Below are 23615 nucleotides of genomic sequence, written 5' to 3' on the forward strand. Positions count from 1 at the left end.
ATTGCCGTCTGTTACTGAGCCGGTGATTGTTCGGCATTAACGGTCAGACGTGCAACCTGGTTAGTTCTGATAAAACGACTCAGATCGACAGGTTTACCCTGGAACTGAATCTGCACTGCCGCCGGAGCGCCAATTTTCAGTTTGTACGGCGCCTGACCGGTCAAATTCAGATTACCGTCTTTACGCTGCATACCGCTGAACAATTTTTTACCGGTTGCATCGGTTACTTCCAACCAGCAATCGGCGGTAAAGTTCATTACCAGTGCGTTAGGATCGGCTGCTGGGGTACTTACACCCGCCTGGTCAGTCGGCAGCGGGGCCGCATTTGTTGGCGCTGCGGTTGCGGTATCGACATTGGCCTGAGACGGCGCTACAACAGCATTCTGTTGCGCATCCGCGGCTGGCGCCGGGGTTGCCGGAGCATCCGTCGATGGCGCGGCGTCCGCCACTGCGCCATCATCTGCAGTCGGCGTCGTCTCCTGACCTGCTGCGGCGCTGGTATCTAACGGTACATTCTGCGCAGTGTCTTTACCGGCATTCAGCTCAGCAGAAGATTGATCGGCCATGGTGCTGATCTCTTCCTGCTGCGCTTTATGGTTCTGCCACCACCAGGCGCCTGTCAGTCCGACAACGACAAACAGCACCAGCCAGGTGAAGGTCATTAACCAGCCATCGCGCTTTTTACGACGCTTACCGAGCGAGAAGCTCTGCATCGGCGCGACTTTAGCAGGGCGAACTGGAGCCTGTTTTTCCAGCCCTGGCAACAGTTCTTCTTCAGGAATATGCACCAGACGCGCATAAGAACGGATGTACCCACGCAGGAATGTTGAAGCGAGATCGGCTGGTGCCTTATCTTCTTCAATATCGCGTACCGTGGAGACCTTCAGGCACAGTCGTTCCGCGACTGCCTGTTGGCTGAATCCGAGTTGTTCACGGGCATTGCGCAGACGAACGCCGGTGGAGAGTGCTTCATTTTTGTCGTGCGTGGCTTCAGTATTCATTCGCTACAGCTGCGTAAATTTGGGTTCTGGCGCCGGCGAGTCACAATGCTCACCCACACCGCGAAACATCTGGTCAGTTAACCTTCGTCAGACAGTATAAAACGGTCAGACTACCAATGACAAAAAAGCGTAAACCTGAGGGCTAAACTCTTGTTGCGCCGTTACATACTGCCTTAAAGTCGACAAAAACGCACCGTTATTATTGACCTGACGACAACAACCAAAGAACCTCACCTGGCTTACATTGCACTACGGTACAAGAATTATACCGTAGTGCGCTCGACATCAAACGGTTTTGATGTCGATAGCATCACCCTGCATACGCTTGCGCAGAGTACGCTTGGTACGGTCGATAACGTCGCCTGCCAATTGGCCGCAGGCTGCATCGATGTCATCGCCACGTGTTTTACGCACGATGGTGGTGAAACCATAGCTCATCAACACTTTGGAGAAACGATCGATACGGCTGTTAGAGCTACGACCATACGGTGCGCCAGGGAACGGGTTCCACGGGATCAGGTTGATCTTACACGGCGTATCTTTCAGCAGTTCAGCCAGTTGATGCGCGTGTTCGGTACCGTCATTGATGTGATCCAACATGACATACTCAATGGTCACACGACCCTGGTTGGCGTTGGATTTCTCCAGATAACGACGCACTGCCCCGAGGAACGTTTCGATATTGTACTTTTTGTTGATAGGCACAATTTCGTCACGAATTTCATCGTTCGGCGCATGCAGAGAGATCGCCAGCGCAACGTCAATCATATCGCCCAGCTTATCCAACGCAGGTACAACCCCTGAGGTGGAAAGCGTAACGCGACGCTTGGACAGCCCGAAACCGAAGTCATCCAGCATGATTTCCATCGCCGGCACCACGTTAGTCAGGTTGAGCAACGGCTCGCCCATCCCCATCATCACCACGTTGGTGATAGGACGAACACCCGTTGCTTTTACCGCACCGACGATTTTCGCCGCACGCCAAACCTGACCAATGATTTCCGACACTCGCAGGTTACGGTTAAATCCCTGTTGTGCCGTAGAGCAGAATTTACACTCTAATGCACAACCAACCTGTGAAGAAACACACAGGGTCGCGCGATCGTCTTCCGGAATATAAACGGTTTCAACGCGCTGATCGCCAACCGCGATAGCCCATTTGATCGTGCCGTCAGAGGAACGCTGCTCTTCCACCACTTCCGGGGCGCGAATTTCAGCGACTTCTTTCAGCTTGTTACGCAGCACCTTATTGATGTCAGTCATGTCATCAAAGTTGTCGCTGCAATAGTGGTACATCCACTTCATGACCTGATCGGCACGAAACGGCTTTTCGCCCATTTCTTTGAAGAATTCGCGCATTTGCTGACGGTTCAGATCCAGCAGGTTAATTTTTCCATTTTTATTTGGAACCGCAGGAATGACGACTTCAGAGGTGTTAACTAATTCAGACATAATTTTTTCCGGCCTCGTTGTTACACGTTGTGGCCCGTGGAGGGTTAAAAAGAAACGCCCCGGCAAGCGGTCTGCTCTTCCGGGGCGTTGCATTGTACAAAGTCTGGCGCAGGGATGCCACGTTTGCACGAAGCATTAGCGAAAATAATATGTAAAGAAAGAACGTAGGCCTGATAAGACGCCTCGCGTCGCCATCAGGCAAAGCAGAGCCGGATGCGCAAACGCTTATCCGGCCTACAGGACGAGCTTATTAGCGCGTACGCGGGCAAACCTCGCCCTCACCGAAGAAATAGGCGATTTCGCGAGCGGCAGATTCAACGGAATCAGAACCGTGAGTCCCGTTTTCGGTGAAGCTGTCAGCGTAGTCGGCACGCAGGGTACCGGCCAGCGCGTTCGCCGGGTTGGTAGCGCCCAGCAGATCGCGATGACGCTGTACGGCGTTTTCGCTTTCCAGAACGGAAACAACGATCGGACCGGAGGTCATGAATTCAACCAGACCGTCAAAGAACGGTTTGCCGTCGTGCTCAGCATAAAAGCCACGCGCCTGCTCAACGGTCAGGTGCAGCATTTTAGTCCCTACAATCTTGAACCCTGCAGCTTCAAAGCGCGCAAAGATGCTCCCAATAACGTTTTTTGCCACCGCGTTTGGTTTAATGATGGAAAAAGTACGTTCAATAGCCATTGATAACCTCTGTAATATGTTCTGTTGTTGTCTATATAGATGTACGACCTGGCGCGGATTATAAAGAGCATCCCGGCAATTGACTATTGATGAAGGTAACATTTCTTTAAAATAAGATGAGTTTTAGCAACAAACACTCACCAACTGGTCTACTGCACCGAAAATCTCACCGTCGCCACCTGTCCGGCGTCATCCATCACCAGCAGTTGGTAATCCCCTTTGACCGTCAGACGTAGCGTCAGCTGACGCCCGCGCTCGTCCAGACGTTGTCCGTTAAGAAACCACCAGCGATCGCCTGTTCCACCGCTGGTTTGCACCGGCAATGAAGCCTCTGGAGAACCAGGTAAACGCTTCACAATCGCGCCATCGCGCAGACCTGTCAACTGCAACGGTAACCCGGGATCCTGCCCCAACGGCGGACATGTGGCAGAAACAGGCGGTAATCTCGCCCCACGGCGCTCTGATTCCGGCAGCCATGGTTCAAGCGGCAAGGGCCAGACGATAAGCGTCTGTTCGCGCGCCTGCGGGCAATCCGCCGCCACGCGTTTGCCCCCTCCGTCCAGCCAGACAGGGAAACGAATGCCGTTAACGCCTTCCTGCTCAGGTAATAACAGTGTTGGCGGCTGACTGCCATCCAGTAGCCAGGTTGCCAGACGGCGGCGACAGTTACTGTCTCCAGCCGCAAGAGATTGCCCGCCCGGCCAACATACCACGCCGCGGCTAACGGATTCAGGGCGGGGGTCTTCCGGCTGATTCGTCCCGCGAGAGAGCAGCAGATTGTTGACCTGATTGAGCACAGGTACGGCGCTGGCAAAGCCAAACTGCCCCACCACCGGCGTACCGTCGGGCCTGCCGGTCCAGATGCCAATCACATAACGGGCGTTAATCCCAATCGCCCACGCATCGCGATAGCCATAGCTGGTGCCCGTTTTCCACGCAAGAGGAACCACTCTGCTCAGTGCGTTATCCGGTAGCGGTTGTGCTTCGTCAGCCATAATCCGGCGAATAATCCACGCCGCGCCTGCCGACATCAGCGGACGCTCCAGTAGCGGGTCTGCCGGCTGCAGACGCAATTTACCCGCCTTCCCGTGGCGGGCAAAGGCGCTATACGCCGCCGCCATATCATCAAGCCTTGCCCCCGCCCCGCCTAAAATCAGCGACAGATTCGGCGCAGCCCCTGCGGGCAGATATAGCGGTAAACCGACGTTACGTAACGATGCGGCAAAACGCTTCGGGCCATAGGCTTCCAGAACCTGGACCGCAGGTAAATTCAGCGAACGTACCAGCGCCTCGCTCATACTTACCGGTCCGTGAAAACCACTGTCAAAATTCCCCGGTCGATAATCACCGGTTCGCCGTGGTACATCCTGCAACAACGAAGCGGGATGAATTAATCCGTCATCCAGAGCCAGACCATAGATAAACGGCTTCAGCACCGATCCCGGCGAGCGGATCGCATTCACCATATCCACATGACCAAAGCGGGAGTCATCATTCATATCCACTGACCCCACCCAGCCACGCACGCTCATATCGGTGTGATCGACCACAATCATCGCCAGCGAACTGCGCGCCGGCAATCGCCCTTTCCAGTTTTGCGCCAGCTCTTCGAGTTGCCGCTGCAACCCGGCGTCAAGGGTAGTCACGATTTTATCGCTGCGGCTTTTTCCCAGCATCATGCGCGAAAATAACGGCGCTAACTGCGGCATCTGCCTGGGGGCCAGCCAGACCGGCTCTTCGCGTGACTCCTGCACCTGTTTTGCGGACCAAATGCCCTGAATTGCCATACGTTCGAGCACTTTATTACGCGCCGCTTCAGCGCGCTCCGGCCAACGGTCCGGACGCAGACGGCTCGGCGCCTGTGGCAGCACAGCCAGCAATGCTGCATCGGAGTAGCTCAGTTGTGCAGGCGATTTGCCAAGATAGGCCCAGCTCGCTGCGCCCACGCCTTGCAGCGTGCCGCCAAACGGCGCACGGTTAAGATACAGCGTCAGAATGTCGCGCTTGGACAGATGCCATTCCAGTTGCAACGCGCGCCAGAGCTGGCGAAACTTGCCGCCAAAGGTGCGCGGGTGGGGATCGAGTAAACGCGCCACCTGCATGGTGAGCGTACTGCCGCCCGAGACGACACGCCCTGAGGAGAGGTCCTGCCATGCGGCGCGCAGCACTGAAAATGGATTGACTCCGGGGTGTTTCCAGAACCAGCGGTCTTCGTAATTGATTAAGGCCTGAAGGTAGCGGGGGGATACCTCATCAATCGTCACCGGATAACGCCAGATACCGTCCGTGTCGGCGAAGCGCCAGAGAGGCGTACCATCGTGCGCCACCACGACACGCGCGGGATCCACCTCATGAAGCGGCAGCGGCCAGATTTTGTCTGCCGCCCAAATCGCCATCACAAACACTAGCGCAACGGCTGCCAGCCAGAGCCCGCAGCCGCGTTTACCCAACCCGCGCATCATTTATGGTCTGACAATCAAAAGCCCCTCTGCCGCACCGGTTGCCCGCCACTGCGGAACATACATTGATTCCACCTGCGGGACGGGAACCTGATACGTTCCCGGTGTTACTGCTCTCGCCAGATAGACCAGCGTAACCGGCTGTCCTTCATTGACCGCCACCGCAGCGACAAAGCGATCGTCACGGAACTCAATATGCTGGATATCCGCCTGCTGCATCTGATTGAGCAGGTTCGCCACTTCGCTACCGCTATCCTGCAGACTGGCGCTGCCGTTGGCCAGATTTTGGTTTTCCAGCTCCAGTCCGGCAGGCAGTAAGTCGACGACCAGCGCATCCGGCACGTTCTGGCTGGCTTTAACGTCCAGCCAGACCAGCACCAGTTCGCCGCTGCGCAGAGAATCCCGTGATTTGCTGCTCCCGTCGAGTCCCAGGATCTGACGTTCAATATGCAGGACGTTGCTGGCAGGCGTCGGTGCGGTTTGCGGATAACCACTGACATCCAGACGCAGCCACAGCGGCAGATTACCGGTATTCGTGACGCTCAGCGTGGACAGCTCGTCGGCATCCAGATTCCGGGTTTGCGATTTATCACCTGCTAACGGCTGTTCAGAGAGTGATGTTTGCGCCTGCCACGTGCCAGGTAAATCCTGTAACGTACGCGCGGCAAGGAACAACGCATTATTTTCCTGAGTAGAGAGCCAGCGCTGACCAAAGGCCTGTTCTGACAATGTGTTCAGCAACGTATTCTGCTCTTCAGGTTTGAGCTTGTTCTCTTCCAGCAATGCCAGCATCAGCGCGTTGTCGCGTAGCTGACTGCCGTAATCCGCCATCCACTGTTGTGCATCGCGACGCGGAGTATTCAGCGCCAACGTAAGCGCCTGTTCACTGCGATTAGCATCGCCCATGTTTTTCAGCGCGATCCCCAGTTGCAACAGCGGCAAACCAGAAGCCGCCTGAGCGCGGCGCTCCCAGATTTCACGCAGTGCGCCAAGCGGGGCTTTTTGCTGACGAGCCAACACCAGCGCGGCATAGGCCTGTACAGCAAACCGGCTTGCAGACGAGTCATCGGTATAACGAATCGACATCATCCCCGGATCCTGCAAATAACGCAGCAGCCGCTCGTTCCCCCGGTTAATCACCTCAACCGGGACGCTGTAGCCTTGTTCGTTCGCGCGGACGAGGAAATCCATTACGTACGCGGTCAGCCAGTACTCTTCCGGCCCGTTCTTATCCCACAGCGCAAAACCGCCGTTATCGCGCTGCATTTGCAGTAAACGGGAAATGCCAATCTCTACTGCCGCACGGCGTTTTTCATCACTGTCGCCCGCGATACCTAATGCCTTCAGTTGCGCGGCATTGGTGTATAAAGAGGGGAACAACCCGCTCGCCGTTTGCTCAAGACAACCGTAAGGGTAAGCTTTCAGTTCACGGATGTAGCGCGCCAGATTCAGCGGCGGCTTACCGCTGAACAGCAATTGTCCCTGCATTGTCACAGGAGAGAAATTAGCCAACTCTTCGCCTGGCAGCTGCCAGGTTGCCCCCGGCTGGAGCGCAACGCCATTATTGACAGTTTGCGCGGGAAACGCCGGGCGCACGCCAATCTTCCACTGTTTGTGCTGCACAGGCAGCGTCTCCCCTGGCAGAGACAGACCGCTAATCTGCGCCTGAATTTCCCCCTCGCCAAAGCCTTCCCGCGCGCGCACCGGAATAAACAGCGTAGTCCGTACGCCTGGCGCCAGATTCACAGGCGCAAGATCTTGCCCTATCAGTTCCAGTAAACCGCTGGCCGCGAGGTTAATATTCAGCGTCTGTGGTTTATCGGTCAGGTTGGTCACGTCCAGCGTCAGGCGCGAAGTATCTCCCCCGGCCAAAAAGCGCGGCATGTTCAGTTCAGCAATCACCGGCGCGGCGACAATCACTTTGCTTTCGCTGCTGCCAAAGTCATCCGCCGTCCAGGCCTGCGCCATGACCCGCAGCTCGCCGTTGAAATCACCAATCGGTAACGTCACCGTACCTTCGCCCTGCTCGTTAAGCGTGACCGGTAACGCCTGTTGCGCCACGATATTGACGTGATTAACCGGAGGCTTACCGCCACGCTTTAACTCATCGCCATCGCCACCAAAGCGCAGCGCCGCCAGACGACCTTGCCCTTCGATGACCTGACCGTAGATATCATAAATATCCGCACCATAGCGTTTTTGCCCGAAAAACGCCTGCCAGGGGTCGGGCGTAACGTAATCAGTGATGTTCAACACCCCGCTATCAACGGCAGAGACCAGTACGTTAACCTGTTTTGGCACGTCGCCATTTTTAACGCTGGCTTTGATCTTGACGGTTAACGGCTGATTTGGGCGTATTTTCGCCGGACTTTCCAGCACCAGTCCCAGACGACGATTTTCATCGCCCAGTGGTAAATGCAGCAACCCAACCGCCCGTTTTGGCGTCGCCGAACGGGATTTGTCGCCAGGACGAACCACCAGCGCACTGAGATACAAATCGTGGCGATTCCAGGTTTTATCGACTGGAATAGTGAGGTCCAGACCATTCGCAGGCACGTCTATTTCTTGCCACCACAACGGTCCTGCGCTGGATTCTACCATCGCATAACCTTTGCCAGCCGCGGGGGCGGCAATATGCAACTTCATGGTATCGCCAGGACGATAGCCGGGTTTATCCAGTTTCAGGGTCACACGATCGGGGCGAACAGAGCCGCTGCCGTCGCTATTATCCTGCCAGCTATAACCCGCCCAGAAGCGCACGCTGCTCACCGCATCATTCGGCGCTTTTACTTCCAGACGATAGGCGCCCCACTCAACCGGGAAGCTCACTTTACCGGTTTCATCGGCCTTAAGATCCAGAGTCTGCTCACCTTCGATCAGATCTTTTTGATCAAACTGCGATTGCCAGCCCTCGCCTTCAGTCCAGTTCCAGTAATAATCACGACGTTCGCGGATCAAACGCACCTGCAAGCCGGACACCGCTTTTTTATTGCCTTGCGCATCGGCATAAACGATATCGAAAGCAGCATTGCTGTCTTCATCAACGATAGGCTGATTCACCGTGGTGTCAGTGCGATAATCATAAACAGCTTTCGCCGCAAACTGCGGTCGAATCCCCGGCAGCGTATCCGTAGGCCAGATGGCTTGTTCAACCCGACGCGTCACCGGGCGGCCACCCGACTCCAGCAGGCTGGCTTGCAACACCACCTGTAACGGGGAATGCGTCTCCTGCCACTGGCTGTTGGCGGTCACTTCACCGCGACCGTGATCGTCCAGCGTGAGCTGAACTTCATCGAGACTGCGGGAAAGGTTTTCTTCGGCAATATTACCAAACTGAAACCCCGGCAGTGTCTGCACCGCTTCGCGTAACGGGCGCAGGAAAAGCTGGCCTTGCAGAGCGTTGCCGTTGGCGGGCGCGCCGTACAGGTAGTAACCCACCACCGAGAATTTCACTTCATCAGTTGGCGCTACCGGCATTTTGCTGGCGGTGAGATTGAGCGCCATCCGCTCTGGCATAAAATCTTCAACGTGGAAATCCCACATCCGCGACTGGTTGTCGCCAGTATTGGCGCGAATATGCCACATACCGGTCGGCGCGCTGCTATCCAGCGGCCAGCTAAAGCGGTACAGACCGTTCTCCGGCTGGCTGACAACCGAGCGTAAAACCTGTCCGTCGGGCTTGACCACTTCCAGCTTCACCGGCTGGTCGGGCAACGTTTTACCGTCGCTGTCACGTAGTAATCCATTGAGGATCACCGTTTCACCGGGGCGATAGAGATCGCGCGGACCAAACATAAAGAACTGTTTGCTGTATCCCGGTGCGCCGGCAATATCAAACTCAGCCAGATCCAATGCCGGAAGTTTCAGGTCAAGCAGCGTAGTCTGCCCGTCTTTGCGGGCCAGCAATAAGGCAGCTTCTTTATCAGTCTTAAGCTGTACATGCCCCTGCGCGTCACTGGTGGCTTGCGCCAGCGTCTGCCCTTTTTCGTTGAGTAATGTGACGTCAATGCCCTGCTGCGCTGCGCCGTTTTCCAGACTCTGCGTAAAGATATCCAGTTGATTATGGTAACGATGCGCTGACACACCAATATCGCTGAGCGTAAACAGCGTCGCGGCATTACTGTAGTTGTATTTTCCGGCCTGATTCATCACCGCGATGTAAACACCAGCCTGCTGCAACGGTTTGATTTCGCTCAGCGGCAGCAACAGCTTTTCGCGAGTGTTGCGCGCAGGGTTGAGGTCAAAGCGTCCGGTATAGACCAGTTCCGCCATTTTCAGCAGATTATCGGATTCCCAGTTCGACAACGAATTGCGGTATTCCCACTGGCTGACAAACGCGCCGAGCGACTCTGGCTTCACGCGATAAAAATTCACATCCACACTGTTAACGTTGAGCGCCATCACCGGCAGCCCTTCAATCACTTTTCCCGGCAGTAGCGAACCGCGACTGGCGAACCCTACGCTCGGCTGGACGTCACGTGTGGTGATATTTTTTTCATAATCGATACCAAACGTCGCTTTATTCAGCGCCAGTAAATCACGCTCAATGGTAACCACCAGTTCCCGGTTAGGTTCGAGGTGCCGTAAGCGTAGCTCTTTCAGGTTTGGCGCCAGCTCCCAGGCACCATCGACTTTGCCGCTTTTTTTATCGACAACGTGCACTACGCGGGAAAAATCCTGTTCCGGATCGAGGGGAATGGAGAAGGTCAACACGAGCGTTGCCGCGCCGTCGAGCTGGACCTCTGAGGCATCTAACAGCGTCAGCGACTTGCCCTGACTTTGTTGCATCAGCTTCTCTAACTGGGTCTTGTCTTTTGCGGGCGCAGTCTGCGGAGCAGGTGCATCCGGCTTCGCAGCCGTCGTCGATTTTTCGTTATTATTATCACACCCGACAAGTGCCAGCATCAGCATGCAGGCCGCTACGCGTAAATGTTTCATTTTTCATCCCTGGCCGTAGTGGCCCGTTAGCTACGTAGAACAACTATTATGCGTTAGTTTTCAGGCTGTGGAAGCCAGTAAATGAACAACGTTGTCCTAATTTTCGTGATTAATGTGGATTCGCCTGACAAATCAGCCTCTTTTACTTGTCGCTTTGCACTAAACGTCCGACAATTTGCCAAAACCTGGTAAAAATGGAGATGCCTATGACCACCGCCTTCTTTGTCGCTGCCGACTGGCTTGCCGAACACATTGACGACCCGGAAATACAAATCCTTGATGCCCGGATGGCACCTCCAGGTCAGGAAGATCGCGATGTTGGCGAGGAGTATCGCGCAGGTCATATTCCTGGCGCCGTTTTTTTTGATATTGAAGCGCTTTCCGACCATACCTCGCCCTTGCCGCACATGATGCCGCGCCCGGAAGCCTTCGCTGTCGCGATGCGCGAATTGGGTGTTCATCAGGATAAACATCTGGTTGTCTACGATGACGGCAATCTGTTTTCGGCGCCGCGCGCATGGTGGATGCTGCGGACTTTTGGCGTCGAGAATGTCTCCATTCTGGCGGGTGGTCTTGCTGGCTGGCAGCGCGATGAGCTCATGCTGCAGGAAGGAAACGAGGAGTTACCCGAAGGCGAATTTAACGTCGCATTTACGCCTGAAGCCGTGGTGCGCGTCACCGATGTGCTGCTGGCCAGTCATGAAAAAACGGCGCAGATCGTCGATGCCCGCCCGGCTGCGCGTTTTAATGCCGAAGTTGACGAGCCGCGTCCAGGCCTGAAGCGTGGTCATGTACCCGGTGCGCTTAACGTTCCGTGGACAGAGCTGGTTCGTGACGGCGAACTCAAAACTACCGATGAGCTGGATGCTATTTTCTTCAGCCACGGCGTGAGCTTTGACCGCCCCATTATCGCCAGCTGCGGCTCCGGCGTAACGGCTGCCGTGGTGGTACTGGCGCTTGCCACGCTGGATGTTTCGAACGTCGCACTGTATGACGGGGCGTGGAGCGAATGGGGAGCGCGCAACGATTTACCGGTAGAACCATCTGAGGCTAAATAAAATCTGATTTACTCATCTTTTTCGCCCACAAAAAAACCGCCCAAATGAGCGGTTTTTTTGTGCCAGTCCGGTTCGCGGCCTTTCCAGCAGGCTGTGTTGCCATAGCAACGCAGGCGCACCTCAGTGGATAAATATTCCTGTTTAAAGAAGTAAAAGTCAAGTTAATTAGCCAAGAAACTATTCAATATTTGATGTATTATTCTGAATGGCCCTTCCCGCCGTCTCGCAAACGGGCACTGGCTTCAGGGAAGGACATTCCATGGCCGTAACGCAGGCGCTCCTCAGCACTTGCTAGCACGGCATTATCGCCAGTGGTGCTGTCGTGATGCGGTCTTCGCATGGACCGCGCAATGAAGATACGATACTTCTGTATCGTGCTTGTTGTTTCTGGCGCGTTGTGTCTTCACGGGGATCGGGATTACCCAGGTAATTCCATACACGTGACGCTCAGCACCCAGGGCAAGTAAGCCTGGTAGCCGCCCTTCGGGGCGGCTTTCCTTCACTCAGATAATCCGGTTTTGTTTAAAGTCGCGCAGGAAGCCGCCCCAGCGGCGTTCGTAGAATGGTGCGATATGCTCGGTGATAAAGTGGCTGACACCCTTCTCGCCTTTCTTCACCTGGCAAATATCAATCGGTTCATCGCCCGGCAATGTGTCGGTCGCGACGCTGCCCGCAGCGTGGATGATCTCTTCAATATCACCGTCAGCTTCAATCCCGATCAACAGGTTTGGCTGAGCTTCCGCACTTTCTTTGATTGAGCAGAGAAACGCGCGTTTTACCGGCTTGATGGTTTTAAACAGCGTGGTCAGCGAGTCAATCATCTGCGCTGGCGGTTCAGCGACTTCAGAGAGGATCAGCGATTCGCCGCCTTCCAGTACCTCCTGGGTGCTTAGCGGACTCCCCTCATCACCGATCAGCAGACTGATTTCACGCGGCATAAACTCTTTGCCGGTCGGCAGTTTCGCGTTGAGAAACAGCGTTTCGCCGAGCGTCATTTCAAATAACGTACGCACCGGCATAACGACAAATGCTTGCTCATCTTCAACCGCCTGCTGCAGGGCCTCAAGGGAAGTAAAGAACGGGATCACGGTTGTGCCGTCTTCTTTTTCCCAGTGCTGAAGGTCGAGGGCACTGTCTTCAACCACCGCCTCGCCTTCTGCAGCAGTACCCGGCACCCAGACGGTGGATTCAAGTAAAGTACGGAAAAATGCCGGTCGATGCGCAGGCTCTGTCGCCGCTTGTTCCAGCAACGTTTCTAATTCATTTTTTGTTTCGGACATAAGGATCACAAATTGGATGAATACATGTAGGCCGGATAAGCGTAGCGCCATCCGGCAATACAGTCATGAATTATGCGGTCAGCAGATTCGCGATGGTGCGCACACCCAGACCGGTTGCGCCCGCAGACCACTGCTCAACTGGCGCTTTGCGATAAGTTGCAGAGCAGTCGATGTGCAGCCAGCCTTGCTGGTAGTTTTCCACAAAATGAGACAGGAAGCCTGCTGCAGTGCTCGCACCCGCCGGATAGGCCGCACTGCCGGTGTTATTCAGCTCGGCAAAGTTAGACGGCAGTTGACTACGGTGGAACTCAGCCAACGGCAGACGCCAGAACGGCTCGTTTTCTTGTGCCGCGCTTGCCAGCAGACGGGCAGCCAGCTTGTCGTCAAAACTGAACAACGCGTGATAATCGTTACCCAGGGCGGTTTTCGCGGCGCCGGTCAGCGTAGCTGCATCAATAATCAGCTCCGGTTTTTGCGCGCTGGCGTCGATCAGACCATCCGCCAGCACCAGGCGTCCTTCCGCATCGGTATTCATCACTTCCACTTTTTTGCCGTTGCGATAGTGAATAATATCGCCCAGCTTAAAGGCGTTGCCGCTGATCAGGTTATCCGCGCAGCACAGGTACAGCTTCACACGCTTGTTCAGACCACGGGTGATGGCAAACGCCAGCGCGCCGGTAACCGTTGCCGCACCGCCCATATCGGACTTCATTGAGTCCATAAATGCGCTTTGCTTGATGCTGTAACCGCCGGAGTCAAAAGTAATGCCTTTGCCAACCAAACAAGCGTAAACCGGGGCTTCTTTGTCGCCAGTCGGGTTGTAGTCCAGCGCCAGCAGCACCGGAGGACGCTCAGAACCGCGCCCCACGGTATGCAGTCCCATGTAGTTCTGCTCACGCAGATCTTCTCCTTTGGTGATGCGGTAAGAGACGTTATCGCAGGCAACAGAGCACAGCAGGTCGACCGCGCGCTGCGCCAGTTGTTCCGGGCCCAGTTCTTCCGCCGGGGCGTTAATGGTATCGCGCACCCAGTCAATAATCTTCAGACGGTTATCCAGCTCTTTACGCTGTGCTTCGTCCAGGGCAGCCCACTCAACTTTGCGACTGCCTTTCGGTCCTTTATAACCCTGCCAGAAAGCCCAGCTGCGTTCGGTATCCCAGCCTTCACCGTCCAGTTGCACGTGTTTAATACCCAGGCCATCGATTTTACGCGCGGCGCGCTGGATAAGGCCGAGGTCATCTTTTCCGTTCAGGTGCAGGGTAATGCCTTCATTATTAATGCTGTATGTTGCCTTTTCACCCCAGCGGGCATCGGCAGGTTGCGTGGAAAGCGTAATTTTCATGGCTTCTGTCATTTTATTTATCCTTATTTTCGCGCATACAGGAAAACGGGCCACCCGTGGGCAGCCCGTTGACTTATTCGGCTTCGTCCAGCCAGACCAGTAAAATGGCCTCAAGGATTTTTTCGTTCGATGCCTGTGGATCATCATCGAACTCTTCCAGGTCACAGATCCACTGGTGCAGATCGGTGAAACGAACGGTCTTGGGATCGAGATCGGGGAAGGCGTCGTACAGCGCTTCACCGATTTCACGGCTATCGGTCCACTTCAGTCCCATACTACCCTCTGTTAATGCTCACGTGCATGATTGATTGTGTAACGTGGGATTTCGACCACTAAATCGTCCTCGGTTACCCGCGCCTGACAGCTTAAACGGCTCTCCGGCTCCAGGCCCCAGGCTTTATCCAGCATGTCGTCTTCTTCTTCCGTGCTTTCCGGCAAAGAATCAAAACCTTCACGTACGATGCAGTGACAGGTCGTACAGGCACAGGATTTTTCACAGGCATGTTCAATCTCGATACCGTTACGCAGGGCAACGTCGAGAATGGTTTCGCCAGTCTCAGCTTCCAGAACTGCGCCATCGGGACAGAGATCCTGATGAGGCAAAATAACAATCTTTGGCATATTAAACCTCGTCCACGGAATGGCCTTTCAGCGCGCTACGGACGGATTTGTCCATGCGGCGAGCGGCGAATTCCTGGGTTTGTTTGTCTACGTTTTTAATGGCTTGTTCTATCGCGTCAACATCGTCACCCTGCGCAACCTCGCTCAAGTGCGCGGCGGCGGTGTCGATAGCCTGACGCTCTGCGGCGCTTAACAGCGCGGCATCAGCGTTCAGCGCACCGGATAAGCTTTCCAGTACACGTGCCGCTTCGACTTTCTGTTCTGCCAGCATACGGGCTTTGACGTCCTGCTCGGCAAAACTCATCGAATCCTGAATCATGGAGGCGATTTCACCGTCGGTCAGACCATAGGACGGTTTGACCTGAATGGAGGACTCAACGCCGGTGGATTTCTCCATAGCGGTGACGCTCAGCAGCCCATCGGCATCCACCTGAAAGGTCACACGGATATGCGCGCCGCCTGCTGGCAGCGCAGGAATACCGCGCAGCGCAAAGCGCGCCAGTGAACGACAGTCCTGCACCAGCTCACGCTCGCCTTGCATCACGTGGATGGACATCGCGGTCTGGCCGTCTTTAAAGGTGGTAAAGTCCTGCGCACGCGCCACCGGGATAGTGGTGTTACGCGGGATCACTTTCTCCACCAGACCGCCCATGGTTTCAAGGCCCAGGGACAGCGGAATGACGTCCAGCAGCAGCATTTCGCTGTCTGGTTTATTCCCGACCAGAATATCCGCCTGGATTGCCGCGCCGATAGCGACCACTTTATCCGGGTCGATAGAGGTCAGCGGCGTACGGCCAAAAAACTCACCAACGCGTTCACGTACCAGCGGCACGCGGGTTGAACCACCGACCATCACCACTTCCAACACATCCTGCGGCTCAACGCCCGCATCTTTCAGCGCGCGACGGCAGGCCAGCAGCGTACGCTTAACCAGTGCGGAAATCAGTTCATTGAAGGTTTCACGGGTGATTTCACCCTGCCATCCCGCCACGTTAACCGTTACAGAATCGGCGTCGCTGAGCGCAATTTTCGCCGCAATGGCGGCATCCAACAGTTCACGCTGTACGCGGTTGTCGCTGCGATCGGCAACCCCCGCCTGCTCGCGAATGTAATCGGCGAGCAGATGGTCAAAATCATCGCCGCCGAGCGCGGAATCACCGCCGGTCGCCAGCACTTCGAACACGCCGCGGCTCAGGCGCAGAATAGAAATATCAAAGGTACCGCCGCCAAGATCATAGACCGCGATCACGCCTTCCTGACCGGAGTCCAGGCCATAAGCGATCGCCGCAGCGGTCGGCTCATTCAGCAGACGTAATACGTGCAGACCAGCCAGGCGCGCGGCGTCTTTGGTTCCCTGACGCTGTGCATCGTCAAAATATGCCGGAACGGTGATCACGACGCCGTCCAGTTCACCGGACAGCGATTCGGTTGCCCGCGCGGCCAGCGCTTTCAAAATGTCAGCAGATACGCGCACCGGATTAAGTAAACCGGCAGCGGTTTCAATCATCGGCAGGCCGTTTTCACTGGCCTGAAACGTATAAGGCTGATGCGGATAGCGCGCCTGGATATCCGCCAGAGAGCGGCCCATCATGCGTTTTACCGAACTCACGGTATTGGCCGGGTCAAGGGCGGCATTGGCGCGGGCATCGTAACCGACAGAGTAGCCCTGCGGCTGATAGTGAACCACTGACGGCAACAGGTGGCGACCTTCGTGGTCTGCCAGCGTTTCGGCCTGGCCGCTGCGTACGGTTGCAACCAGGGAGTTGGTAGTGCCTAAATCGATACCTACCGCCAGACGACGCTGGTGCGGCGCGGCGCTCAGACCAGGCTCACTAATTTGTAATAAGGCCATTTTCGCTTCCGGAAATTAAAAATCGAGCAGTTTTTCTTCGAGTTGTTCTGCACTGCTTCGCAGTTTATCGAGAAAACGCAGCTTACGCACGGTATCCGCCGCCGCGTCCCACATCTCGTTATCCAGCTGTTCAACCATCAGTTGATGGCGACTTTCAAACATTTTTTTCACGCGCTGGATAAAACTTTCCAGTCGCGATTCGTCTTTCGTCTGCTCGATCTCGTCAAGCTCTTCCCGCAGTTCCAGTTGCTCCATCAGGAACGCGGTATCACGCACCGTGTGCTGCTCATTGCGAATATCAAAACCGTGTAAAGACAATAAGTATTCGGCGCGCATCAAGGGATGACGCAGCGTTTGCCAGGCCTGGTTGATAGTGGCGGACTGCGAAACCGCAGCAAGTTGTTCCGCCTGAGAACCGCTGGCGAATTTATCAGGATGATACTGACGTTGGAGATCCTGAAAACGGATCGTCAGGGCCTGGAGATCAATAGGATATTGAGCGGGTAATCCGAAGAGAGTGAAGTAATCCATAACTATCTCAGGGGTAGCCTGTTAGAACAAACCCCACACGTAAAATCATGCGTGTGGGGTTATCGGTGAGCGCGTTATACGTGGAAGCTTTCGCCGCATCCACATTCGTCTTTCACGTTCGGGTTAGTGAACTTAAACCCTTCGTTCAGACCTTCTTTGACGAAGTCTAACTGCGTACCGTCGAGAAATTGCAGGCTCTTACCGTCGACCACAACTTTAACGCCTTTGTCTTCAAACACGGTATCTTCAGCCGCCGGCTCGTCAACAAATTCCAGTACATAGGCCATACCTGAGCAGCCGGAGGTTCTCACGCCCAGACGCAGGCCAAACCCCTTACCGCGGTTCGCCAGGAAGGTATTTACACGCGCTGCTGCACTGTCGCTTAAGGTAATCGACATAATAAAACCTCAACTCTTAATTATTTTGCTTCACGTTTGCTTTTGTAATCCGCAATCGCGGCTTTAATCGCGTCTTCAGCCAGGATAGAGCAGTGAATTTTCACCGGTGGCAGTTCAAGCTCGTCGGCGATATCGGTGTTTTTAATCGCCTGTGCTTCGTCCAGCGATTTCCCTTTTACCCATTCGGTAACCAGAGAGCTGGAGGCAATGGCGGAACCGCAGCCGTAAGTCTTGAAACGCGCGTCTTCAATGATACCCTCATTGTTGACTTTGATCTGCAACTTCATCACGTCGCCACAGGCCGGTGCGCCGACCATGCCGCTACCCACGTTCTCGTCGCTGTTGTCAAAAGAGCCCACGTTACGTGGATTCTCGTAGTGATCGATAACTTTTTCGCTGTAAGCCATGTTGAATTCTCCTTATTGGTGCCGAATTAGTGATGTGACCATTCAATACTGTTCAAATCCACGCCCTGTTTGAACATTTCCCACAGTGGAGAAAGGTCGCGCAGACGGCCAATGGAGTTGCGAACCAGATTGATGGCATAGTCAATCTCTTCTTCGGTAGTGAAACGACCTAAAGAGAAACGAATTGAGCTGTGTGCCAGCTCGTCGGTCATACCCAGCGCGCGCAGCACATAGGATGGCTCCAGGCTTGCTGAAGTACATGCAGAACCGGAGGATACCGCCAGGTCTTTCAGCGCCATAATCAGCGACTCGCCTTCAACAAAGTTGAAGCTGACGTTGAGAATGTTCGGTGCGCCCTGTTCGAGATCGCCGTTCAGGTACACTTCTTCCATGTCCTTCACGCCGTTCCACAGACGGTTACGCAGACTGCGCAGACGCGCCATCTCGGTTTCCATCTCTTCTTTCGCGATACGGTACGCTTCACCCATGCCAACGATCTGGTGGACAGGCAAAGTACCGGAACGCATGCCGCGCTCGTGACCGCCGCCGTGCATCTGCGCTTCGATACGAATACGCGGTTTACGACGCACGTACAGCGCGCCGATACCTTTCGGACCATAGATTTTGTGGCCGGAGAAGGACATCAGGTCAACTTTCAGTTGGCTCAGGTCGATAGGCAGTTTGCCCACGCTCTGAGTGGCGTCAACGTGATAGATGATGCCGCGCGCACGGCACATTTCACCGATAGTCGCGATATCCTGCACCACGCCGATTTCGTTGTTCACGTGCATGATGGACACGAGGATAGTGTCGTCACGCATTGCCGCTTCAAGTTCTTTCAGGTCGATAATACCGTTACGCTGTGGGGCGAGGTAAGTGACTTCAAACCCTTCGCGCTCCAGCTGACGGCAGGTATCCAGCACGGCTTTGTGTTCGGTTTTGCTGGTGATGATGTGCTTGCCTTTTTTCTGATAAAAGTTGGCTGCACCTTTAATCGCCAGGTTATCGGATTCCGTCGCACCGGAGGTAAAGACGATTTCACGCGGATCGGCACCGACCAGCTCAGCGATCTGATTACGGGCGATATCTACCGCCTCTTCAGCATGCCAGCCAAAACGGTGTGAACGGGAAGCTGGGTTACCAAAGTTTCCGTCCAGGGTCAGACACTGCATCATTTTCTCGGCAACACGCGGGTCCACCGGCGTGGTTGCGGAGTAATCGAGATAGATCGGTAATTTCATTGCTCTATAAACTCCGTACATCGCTTCAATGCAAGGAACCAGGCAACCGGCTGGATGTACGACCGAGTTAACGGGGCGTTTAACACCCCGGCCTGATTCTAAAATACTTTTATTATGCGCGTAACTTAACGTCGATCGCGTCTTGAGCACGATTAGTGCGTGGAGCGTCATGCGTGTGCTGGCGACCAGACACATCCAGGACTTCCTGATTATTCACCAGTTCGCCCAACGTAATGTTGTTGAGGAACCCGGTCAGACGATCGCTCAGATCGCGCCACAGCGCATGGGTCAGGCATTTATCGCCGCCCTGACAACCGCCTTTGCCCTGGCAACGGGTCGCATCTACAGACTCGTCGACAGCGCTAATGACTTCACCTACTGCGATGCTGCCGGCATCTTTACCCAGCAGATACCCGCCGCCTGGTCCACGTACGCTTGAAACCAGACCGTTTTTACGCAAACGGGAAAACAGCTGCTCCAGATATGACAGGGAAATTCCCTGACGTTCAGAAATATCAGCCAACGGTACCGGGCCCGTTTCTGAGTTGAGCGCAACGTCCAACATTGCGGTCACGGCATAACGCCCTTTTGATGTCAGTCTCATGTCTTACTTAGCCTCAAACTCGCCCCTGCCCGGGGTTTTTTATTGTAAAATGGGGGTATTGCATAGCAGGGGCAAGTCTGACATTCCCGACTAAATCAGTCAACTATTTACTTGACTAATTTAGTCAGGTATTTAACCTTCAGTGCCGTTTTCACTTACAGGAGGCGTTTCGCTTACTTGCCTTTATTCTGCTGTTCGATAGATGCCAGAATCCCGCGCAGGATATTCAGCTCCTGACTCTCAGGACGCGCACGCGTAAACAGACGGCGCAGCTTGTTCATCACTTGTCCCGGATGGCCTTCGCGAATAAACCCGGTCGACAGCAGCGTTTGTTCCAGATGACCGTAAAAACGCTCTAAATCATCCACCAGCGGATACTCAGCTTCTTCGTATTCGACGCTCTTATCACCTTCCTGCGTCGCCAGCCAGGCCATGCGGACTTCATAAGAGATAACCTGCACCGCCATCGCCAGGTTGAGCGAACTGTATTCCGGGTTCGCAGCAATGGCGACGTGATAATGGCATTTTTGCAGTTCTTCGTTGGTCAGGCCAACGCGTTCACGACCAAATACCAGCGCCACCGGCGTATTCGCCGCTTCAGAGACGCTTTTTAAGCCGCATTCGCGCGGGTCCAGCATCGGCCACGGCAACGTACGGGAACGCGCGCTGGTGCCTACTACCAGACTACAACCCGCCAGCGCTTCATCGAGGGTATCGACGATCTGCGCGCTGCCGATCACATCGCTGGCGCCTGCCGCCAGGGCGATGGCCTGCGAGTCCGGTTTGACCAGTGGATTAACCAGCCACAGATTGGTTAAACCCATGGTTTTCATTGCGCGGGCCACAGAGCCCATGTTGCCAGTGTGAGAGGTTTCCACCAGCACAATTCGAATATTTTGCAGCATTGTATTTCTTCGGCTAAAGATTATTCGGGCATATTATCATAAAACGAAGACATATTCCGAACTCGCTGCTATACTCTGCGCCGTTTTCCCGTTCTTTAACATCCAGTGAGAGAGACCGATGCATCCGATGCTGACCATCGCCGTGCGCGCAGCGCGCAAGGCGGGTAATGTAATTGCCAAACACTACGAAACGCCAGACTCTGTAGAAACCAGCCAGAAAGGCAGCAATGATTTCGTGACTAACGTCGATAAAGCCGCCGAAGCGATTATTATCGAAACGATTCGCAAATCTTACCCACAGCACACCATCATCACCGAAGAAAGCGGTGAACATGTTGGTGAAGATTTGGATGTTCAATGGGTTATCGATCCACTGGATGGCACCACCAACTTCGTAAAACGCCTGCCGCACTTCGCGGTATCTATCGCAGTACGCATTAAAGGCCGTACTGAGGTTGCCGTTGTTTACGATCCAATGCGTAATGAACTGTTCACCGCAACCCGCGGTCAGGGCGCGCAGCTTAACGGTTACCGTCTGCGTGGCAGCACGGCTCGCGATCTGGACGGCACCATCATTGCCACCGGCTTCCCGTTCAAAGCGAAACAACACGCCGCTTCTTACATGAAAATCCTTGGCAACATGTTTACCGAATGCGCTGACTTCCGCCGTACCGGTTCTGCCGCGCTGGATCTGGCCTACGTTGCCGCAGCCCGCGTTGACGGTTATTTCGAAATTGGTCTGCGCCCGTGGGATTTCGCCGCAGGCGAGCTGATTGCGCGTGAAGCTGGCGCCCTGGTGTGCGACTTCACCGGCGGGCATAACTACATGGCGACCGGCAACATCGTTGCAGGTAACCCGCGCGTAGTGAAAGCCATGCTGGCTAACATGCGTGACGAACTGAGCGACGCGCTGAAGCGCTAATCGTTTGATGCCGGATGGCGGCTAGCGCCTTATCCGGCCTACCTGGGAAGTTCCCCGTAGGCCTGATAAGCGAAGCGCCATCAGGCATTCATCCTACAACAGTGCTAAAAAGGTCTTATCCCTCGCCCCACCGGCACCGCGCTCATCCACATCACCACCGCTGCCGCAATTAATACCGTGCCCCCGGCTAACGCCAGCGTCGTCCAGCCAATCTGTCGCCACAGCACCGGCGCTTTATGCCCGCTAAGTCTCACCGCCAGCGTGCGGAAACTGTGTACCAATAAAGCCAGTGACGTAATCGTCAAAGAGGTGCCCGCTGCCATCGCCAGCGCCGACGCCATACCCCAGTAAAAGACGCCAATCACTTTGCTGAACAGCAGCACCATGATGGCCCCGGAGCATGGGCGCATCCCCATAGACAGAATAATCATCAGCCGGGCGCGCCAGTCATCACCGCTTTGCACCTGTTCAGGGTTCGGTAGGTGCTGATGCCCGCAGCCACAGCCGTCGTGATGCACATGGCGAGGCGTGAAGGCGATAAACGTTGGCCGCTTTAGCAATAAGCGCAGTTTTTTCAGCGCCCGCCAGCACAGCAGCAGGCCTAACACGCCCACCAGCACATAGCTCCCTCTCTCCAGCCAGAAGCTGCTCATATGCAGCTGCCGCGCAGGCAACTGCAAGACGGTGAGCACGATAATCACCAGACCAATCGCGACCAGTCCTTGTAATAAAGACGACGCCAGCGTCAGGCCGATACTGGATTTGAGTTTTGACGGGTGCGTCGCAAGCCAGGTAGTAATCACCACTTTTCCATGTCCCGGCCCCAGCGCATGCAGAACACCGTAGAGAAAACTAAACAGCAGCAGCGATCCCCCTGCCTGGGTCGGACTGGCAGCAACCGCTTTCAGCAATCCGCTCATCTGTTGGTTTACTTCGCGCTGCCAGACGATGCTTTTCATCATCACCTGCGGCCAGGCCAGCCATAGCCACAGTATGCCGCCTGCCGCCAGCAGCAAAAATAGCGCCAGCGGCCACAGCGTGAGCCAGCGACGTCCGGTGGGTCGTGGTTGATAAACTACTGACATTGCAGCGTTACCGTTTGTGCGAACTGTTTACCCAACTCCATATCCTCCGGCGGGGCGTCTTCTTTATCCAGCGACTGCGCAAAGATCAGCGTTTGTTCATTCGGCGTCGGGGTGTGTACTGAAATACGGCATTGCTGGCTGATCGCCTGCGACAGCCGGGCATCGCTATCCTGGTCATAGCTCATATCCACGTAGTAGGTCGGATCGAAGGTTGAAATGGTATATTTTTGACCACTCAGCGGCTGTGGTTCAGCTAAGGGTAGAACGAACGTCAGCACCGCCTGATGTTCCTCACGTTCCATGCCGTATTCCGTCGGCCTGTTTTTAAACTTTACCTTTTGCCCTTCATGCCACACTTCAGTGAAATAATGCTGCCCAAGCACATTCGCCATCACTTCCGCCGCCAGTTTTTTCCAGATCTCTGAGCCAGGTTTAGCATTCCCCGCATCGTAAAGCAGATCTGCCGAGGTGATTTCATCCATCGTCCAGCGCATTTTCAGCGCCACGAACTGATTATTCTCGCTCACTATCTCGGTTTTCAAATGGATAAAGCTGTGGGGATGCGCCCCTGCGCCAAAGGACAGGACAGCAAGAAACAACGTTACAATGATGTGCTTAACACGCTGCATGACTTCTCCACGATAAAAATCCAGGCCGCCAGAAATAATGGTGTGTTTGGCGAAAGAGTGCTGAGGATAACATTGAACGAAAAAATGTTGAGCCCCCTTTTCCGGTATCGATTCAGTTCTCAATTTCGACAATTCTTTCTCCAGCAACACCCGTCTGAATCCCTTTTCGCGGTCACAATTTATGCAAAATGATAATAAATTGTTAATT

The 23615-nt window shown here is 54.8% G+C and carries 21 protein-coding genes; 3 read left to right on the forward strand and 18 right to left on the reverse strand.

What is annotated here, in order from left to right:
- Positions 1 to 11: 11 nt before the first annotated feature.
- The 5 genes from rodZ to OOJ59_RS15530 all read right to left on the reverse strand — a co-directional run bounded on the left by rodZ (position 12) and on the right by OOJ59_RS15530 (position 10532).
- Complete coding sequence (gene rodZ, locus OOJ59_RS15510) at positions 12 to 1001, reverse strand: cytoskeleton protein RodZ (RefSeq protein ID WP_085049325.1); 990 nt, start codon at positions 999 to 1001, stop codon at positions 12 to 14.
- Between the two features lie 285 nt (positions 1002 to 1286).
- On the reverse strand, positions 1287 to 2453 hold the full coding sequence (locus tag OOJ59_RS15515) for a bifunctional tRNA (adenosine(37)-C2)-methyltransferase TrmG/ribosomal RNA large subunit methyltransferase RlmN (RefSeq protein WP_003037713.1): 1167 nt from the start codon (positions 2451 to 2453) through the stop codon (positions 1287 to 1289).
- A gap of 250 nt (positions 2454 to 2703) precedes the next feature.
- On the reverse strand, positions 2704 to 3135 hold the full coding sequence (gene ndk, locus OOJ59_RS15520) for a nucleoside-diphosphate kinase (RefSeq protein ID WP_003037710.1): 432 nt from the start codon (positions 3133 to 3135) through the stop codon (positions 2704 to 2706).
- A 149-nt stretch (positions 3136 to 3284) separates the two neighbouring features.
- Entirely contained in the window at positions 3285 to 5597 is a 2313-nt protein-coding gene (gene pbpC / locus OOJ59_RS15525; protein ID WP_085049323.1) for a peptidoglycan glycosyltransferase PbpC, read from the reverse strand.
- Positions 5598 to 10532: an alpha-2-macroglobulin family protein gene (locus tag OOJ59_RS15530; protein ID WP_160956111.1), complete on the reverse strand. Its 4935-nt coding sequence runs from the start codon at positions 10530 to 10532 to the stop codon at positions 5598 to 5600.
- A 206-nt stretch (positions 10533 to 10738) separates the two neighbouring features.
- Here OOJ59_RS15530 and sseA point away from each other — a divergent pair, with 206 nt between their 5' ends.
- Both sseA and timP read left to right on the forward strand, forming a co-directional pair.
- Positions 10739 to 11590 (forward strand): 3-mercaptopyruvate sulfurtransferase, encoded by an 852-nt coding sequence (gene sseA, locus OOJ59_RS15535; RefSeq protein WP_085049321.1) that lies wholly within the window; start codon positions 10739 to 10741, stop codon positions 11588 to 11590.
- A 350-nt stretch (positions 11591 to 11940) separates the two neighbouring features.
- Complete coding sequence (timP, locus tag OOJ59_RS15540; RefSeq protein ID WP_249359792.1) at positions 11941 to 12057, forward strand: small toxic inner membrane protein TimP; 117 nt, start codon at positions 11941 to 11943, stop codon at positions 12055 to 12057.
- Between the two features lie 36 nt (positions 12058 to 12093).
- On the opposite strand, the gene sseB is transcribed toward timP, so the two are convergent.
- The 11 genes from sseB to trmJ form a co-directional block, all read right to left on the reverse strand.
- Entirely contained in the window at positions 12094 to 12870 is a 777-nt protein-coding gene (sseB, locus tag OOJ59_RS15545) for an enhanced serine sensitivity protein SseB (protein WP_006683467.1), read from the reverse strand.
- Positions 12871 to 12940: 70 nt separating this feature from the next.
- Positions 12941 to 14224 carry an aminopeptidase PepB gene (pepB, locus tag OOJ59_RS15550; RefSeq protein WP_038642620.1) on the reverse strand — a complete coding sequence of 428 codons (1284 nt, stop codon included), beginning with the start codon at positions 14222 to 14224 and terminating at the stop codon, positions 12941 to 12943.
- 61 nt (positions 14225 to 14285) lie between these two features.
- On the reverse strand, positions 14286 to 14486 hold the full coding sequence (gene iscX, locus OOJ59_RS15555; RefSeq protein ID WP_003037694.1) for a Fe-S cluster assembly protein IscX: 201 nt from the start codon (positions 14484 to 14486) through the stop codon (positions 14286 to 14288).
- A gap of 11 nt (positions 14487 to 14497) precedes the next feature.
- Positions 14498 to 14833, reverse strand: coding sequence for an ISC system 2Fe-2S type ferredoxin (gene fdx, locus OOJ59_RS15560; protein WP_003037690.1), 336 nt, complete (start codon positions 14831 to 14833; stop codon positions 14498 to 14500).
- A gap of 1 nt (position 14834) precedes the next feature.
- The gene (gene hscA, locus OOJ59_RS15565; RefSeq protein ID WP_069324454.1) at positions 14835 to 16685 is read right to left on the reverse strand and encodes a Fe-S protein assembly chaperone HscA; all 1851 of its coding nucleotides are present in this window, start codon (positions 16683 to 16685) and stop codon (positions 14835 to 14837) included.
- Positions 16686 to 16700: 15 nt separating this feature from the next.
- Positions 16701 to 17216 (reverse strand): co-chaperone HscB, encoded by a 516-nt coding sequence (gene hscB / locus OOJ59_RS15570; protein ID WP_038642626.1) that lies wholly within the window; start codon positions 17214 to 17216, stop codon positions 16701 to 16703.
- A gap of 74 nt (positions 17217 to 17290) precedes the next feature.
- Positions 17291 to 17614, reverse strand: coding sequence for an iron-sulfur cluster assembly protein IscA (gene iscA / locus OOJ59_RS15575; RefSeq protein ID WP_003037681.1), 324 nt, complete (start codon positions 17612 to 17614; stop codon positions 17291 to 17293).
- 20 nt (positions 17615 to 17634) lie between these two features.
- Entirely contained in the window at positions 17635 to 18021 is a 387-nt protein-coding gene (gene iscU, locus OOJ59_RS15580; RefSeq protein ID WP_002913991.1) for a Fe-S cluster assembly scaffold IscU, read from the reverse strand.
- Positions 18022 to 18047: 26 nt separating this feature from the next.
- Positions 18048 to 19262: a cysteine desulfurase gene (gene iscS / locus OOJ59_RS15585; protein ID WP_032939471.1), complete on the reverse strand. Its 1215-nt coding sequence runs from the start codon at positions 19260 to 19262 to the stop codon at positions 18048 to 18050.
- 112 nt (positions 19263 to 19374) lie between these two features.
- On the reverse strand, positions 19375 to 19866 hold the full coding sequence (gene iscR, locus OOJ59_RS15590) for a Fe-S cluster assembly transcriptional regulator IscR (RefSeq protein WP_003037674.1): 492 nt from the start codon (positions 19864 to 19866) through the stop codon (positions 19375 to 19377).
- Positions 19867 to 20039: 173 nt separating this feature from the next.
- Positions 20040 to 20771 (reverse strand): tRNA (cytosine(32)/uridine(32)-2'-O)-methyltransferase TrmJ, encoded by a 732-nt coding sequence (gene trmJ / locus OOJ59_RS15595; protein ID WP_069324453.1) that lies wholly within the window; start codon positions 20769 to 20771, stop codon positions 20040 to 20042.
- Positions 20772 to 20889: 118 nt separating this feature from the next.
- Here trmJ and suhB point away from each other — a divergent pair, with 118 nt between their 5' ends.
- Positions 20890 to 21693: an inositol-1-monophosphatase gene (gene suhB, locus OOJ59_RS15600; RefSeq protein WP_003835237.1), complete on the forward strand. Its 804-nt coding sequence runs from the start codon at positions 20890 to 20892 to the stop codon at positions 21691 to 21693.
- A 104-nt stretch (positions 21694 to 21797) separates the two neighbouring features.
- Here the strand turns inward: suhB and OOJ59_RS15605 are convergent, their stop codons facing one another.
- Both OOJ59_RS15605 and OOJ59_RS15610 read right to left on the reverse strand, forming a co-directional pair.
- The gene (locus OOJ59_RS15605) at positions 21798 to 22778 is read right to left on the reverse strand and encodes a nickel/cobalt transporter (protein ID WP_137347045.1); all 981 of its coding nucleotides are present in this window, start codon (positions 22776 to 22778) and stop codon (positions 21798 to 21800) included.
- Entirely contained in the window at positions 22769 to 23407 is a 639-nt protein-coding gene (locus OOJ59_RS15610) for a DUF1007 family protein (protein WP_069324451.1), read from the reverse strand. Before OOJ59_RS15610 ends, OOJ59_RS15605 begins: the two co-directional genes overlap by 10 nt.
- Between the last annotated feature and the right edge of the window lie 208 nt (positions 23408 to 23615).

The organism is Citrobacter sp. W9, from assembly GCF_026719375.1.
GTDB classification, from domain to species: Bacteria; Pseudomonadota; Gammaproteobacteria; order Enterobacterales; family Enterobacteriaceae; genus Citrobacter; species Citrobacter werkmanii.